The 2,043-nt window shown below is 67.9% G+C and carries 2 protein-coding genes; both read left to right on the forward strand.

The window, feature by feature from the left end; all coding sequences use genetic code 11:
- Positions 1-263 precede the first annotated feature (263 nt).
- Positions 264-1,115: a methyltransferase domain-containing protein gene (locus tag ACFU97_RS46040; RefSeq protein WP_384269279.1), complete on the forward strand. Its 852-nt coding sequence runs from the start codon at positions 264-266 to the stop codon at positions 1,113-1,115.
- A 14-nt stretch (positions 1,116-1,129) separates the two neighbouring features.
- Positions 1,130-2,029 carry an IS5 family transposase gene (locus ACFU97_RS46045; protein WP_384269281.1) on the forward strand — a complete coding sequence of 300 codons (900 nt, stop codon included), beginning with the start codon at positions 1,130-1,132 and terminating at the stop codon, positions 2,027-2,029.
- Positions 2,030-2,043: the final 14 nt, after the last annotated feature.

Genomic DNA, 2,043 nt, shown 5'->3' on the forward strand with positions numbered 1-2,043 from the left:
CTAGGTCGTGTCTCCCAACTCCGTTGGGGCGTGAGGGGCTTCGCCGATGCTCGTAGACTCATGACGTGGCATTCATGAGCACCCCGCACTGCTGCTTCCTGTGACCGGAAGGCGCTGAGGGCGATGCCGGACGGCGTCGCCCTCCTTGGTGTGCCTGCTGCGTGAACCACGTTTCCTACGCTGCCCGTTCCTTCTTGAGGCAGTGACGCTTGAGCGCGCGTGCAGGCACGGTCTCTTCCCTTCGCCCTTGCCAGGAGTGCCTCGTGCCCGTGTCGCTTCCCCCTGCCCTCGAACTGTCCCTCGACCTGCTGTGCTGCCCGACGTGCCGTACGCGCCATCTGCTCCCCGTCCGCGACGCACTGCGCTGTCCGGTAGGTCACACCTTCGACATCGCCCGTCACGGCTACGCCGGCCTGCTGACGGGCACCCGCGCCACCAGCGGCGATGACACAGCCATGGTCCAGGCCCGGAGCCGGTTCCTGTCCACCGGTACCTACGCGCCCATCCGCAACGTTGGCGCCCACCTGGCGGCTGACGCCGCCGCTGAGCAGGCCACGGTTGTGGACGTGGGATGCGGCACGGGCTACTACCTGGCCGGCGTGCTCGACCATCTGCCCGGCGCCCGTGGTCTGGGCCTGGACACGTCGGTGCGGGCGTTGCGCTCGGCAGCCCGAGCTCACGAACGAGCCGCCGCGGTGGCCTGGGATGTCTTTCGTCCCTTCCCGCTGGCCGACGGGGTGGCCGATGTCGTGCTGGACGTGTTCGCCCCGCGCAACCCGGCCGAGTTCCATCGCGTGCTGCGCCCGACCGGCCGGTTGATCGTGGTCCGTCCCACTGGGCGGCACCTGGCCGAGCTGCGCGGCCGGCTGCCTGCGATGGTCACGATCGACCCGGCCAAGGAACAGCGCCTGCACCGGGCGCTGGGCCCCTTCTTCGAGGCCGCCGTCACTGAAGAGGTGGAATACTCCGCGACTCTGTCCAGGCAAGATGCCCTGGACCTGGTGGCGATGACGCCGAGCGCCCGCCATGTGAGCCGTGCAGACCTGACCGATGACGGCTTCCTGCCCGATCGGGTCACCGTCTCCGTGCTGGCCACCGCCTACCAGCCTCGGTGACCACGAGCGGGCGCATGCGCCTGCTGACTGACGAGCAATGGGCTCGCCTGGTGCCCTGCCTTCCCCGCAACACGGGGAAGGCAGGGCGTCCGTTCGCCGATCACCGGCGCATCGTCGAAGGAATCATCTACCGATACCGCACCGGAATCCCCTGGAGAGATCTGCCCTGCGAAGCGTTCGGTCCTTGGCAGACAGTATGGAAGCGTCATCGCAGGTGGGCAGCGGACGGCACCTGGGACACGGTTCTGGCGCAGCTGACCGCCCAGGCGGACTCGATCCACAGAGTGGACTGGACGGTCTCGGTCGACTCGACGATCAATCGGGCCCACCAGCACGCCACGAACACGGCCCGGCCGGAGAAGGACACCGGCGCCGCCACCCGCCACAGCAAGAGCGAAGTTCCTGAAACCAGGAGTGAGCCAGCAGGCCACGCAATAGGCCGGTCCCGCGGGGGCCTGACGACCAAAATCCATCACGCCGTGGACGGCAACGGCCGCCCGCTGGCCGTCATAGTCACTCCGGGCCAGGTCCACGACGCGCAGGTCCTTCCCCTCCTTCTGGGCGACATCCGGGTTCCGCGACTCGACCGCGGCAGGCCGCGCACTACACCGGACGCTCTGCTCGCAGACAAGGCGTACTCCTCGAAGCAGGTCCGCGCGGACCTCGCAGCCCGTGGCATCCGCACCGTGATCCCCGAACGCGCCGATCAGCAGGCCAACCGCAAAAGAAAGGGCCGCAGCGGCGGACGCCCCCGCGCTCTGGACACCGAGACCTACAAGCGCAGGAACGTCGTGGAACGATCTTTCAACCTGCTCAAGCAGTGGCGAGGTCTGGCCACCCGTTACGACAAACTCGCGATCGTCTATCGCTCTGCAGCCGTACTGGCGGCCGTCATCACTTGGCTACGAAGTTGAGAGACACGACCTAG

Source organism: Streptomyces sp. NPDC057616, from assembly GCF_042800575.1.
Lineage (GTDB): Bacteria > Actinomycetota > Actinomycetes > Streptomycetales > Streptomycetaceae > Streptomyces.

What these genes read in the sequence shown, in the direction of transcription:
- ACFU97_RS46045 (WP_384269281.1), top strand. Translation starts at nt 1,130, where the DNA reads ATGCGCCTGCTGACTGACGAGCAATGGGCTCGCCTGGTGCCCTGCCTT.